This is a genomic window from Paraburkholderia sp. RL17-373-BIF-A, from assembly GCF_046030175.1.
Lineage (GTDB): Bacteria > Pseudomonadota > Gammaproteobacteria > Burkholderiales > Burkholderiaceae > Paraburkholderia.
On the sequence record NZ_JARESO010000331.1, the window covers coordinates 1 to 811 of the forward strand.

At 58.9% G+C, this 811-nt stretch carries 2 protein-coding genes; both read right to left on the minus strand.

All coding sequences use genetic code 11. From position 1 onward, the window contains the following. On the minus strand, positions 1-209 hold a 209-nt coding region (gene tnpB / locus P0D80_RS50690; RefSeq protein ID WP_408296415.1), incomplete at its 3' end, for an IS66 family insertion sequence element accessory protein TnpB. Then, complete coding sequence (tnpA, locus tag P0D80_RS50695) at positions 149-640, minus strand: IS66-like element accessory protein TnpA (RefSeq protein ID WP_408296418.1); 492 nt, start codon at positions 638-640, stop codon at positions 149-151. The genes tnpA and tnpB, both read right to left, overlap by 61 nt. Between the last annotated feature and the right edge of the window lie 171 nt (positions 641-811).

Here is an 811-nt window from a genome sequence, read left to right on the forward strand (position 1 = left end):
TGACGGTTGCGGAACGCGTACACGGCGCGCGCGAGCGGATCCAGTCGCATCGAATTCTCAACCACGGCGGCAAGGGTATTGATACCGCACCGGAAGTCGACCGGCTCGCGATGCAGATAGACCCGCAGGTCGTCAGCGAAGCGCAGCATCACCGGCTCCTCAATGCGTCGATCATCGCTGTGAGCAGCGCCGTGTCCTGTTGCATACATTCAAGTTCAAGTCTCACCCCGTTGGGCAACTGCGCCATCAGGCGTGACGGCAACGGCGGGCGTTGCGACGGACGCATCGGTTCACGCCGTGCAGCAGCCGGCTGGGCGTCGGGCAGGGACGGCATGCGAGGCAAGTGCACAGGTTCGGCATCAACCACTTCCAGAACAGGAACAAATGCCGGCGCACTGGCTGGTGTCGGCTGCCGTTCAGTTCGGGAGCGCGTCTTTTTACGCTCGAGGCCAATCCACTTGCGAAGCTGGTTGGCGTTCACGCCAGCCTTCAGTGCCAGCCCGGCAACAGAGGCTCCCGGCTTCTGGCACGCTTCGATCAGCTTGCGCTTGCCATCACGGTCGTACCGGTTCTTGCCGTCGGCCGATTTACCGATCACCCGCAATGGCAGGAAGTCAAAGGCAGTTTCCAGGTCAGTCATAAGTTGCGTCCGCAATGTGTAAGCTGCGGACGCAATCTTGTTCCTTCTCATACACCGGTTCCAGATGCGTCGGAACTACCGCTTACGCTTGATCAGTATGCCGGCGCCCGTCCCGGGTTATTGAAAACGCACTAACATAAATTTCAAACCGTTGATTTTGTTATGTATTTC

What these genes read in the sequence shown, in the direction of transcription:
- tnpA (WP_408296418.1), bottom strand. Translation starts at nt 640, where the DNA reads ATGACTGACCTGGAAACTGCCTTTGACTTCCTGCCATTGCGGGTGATC.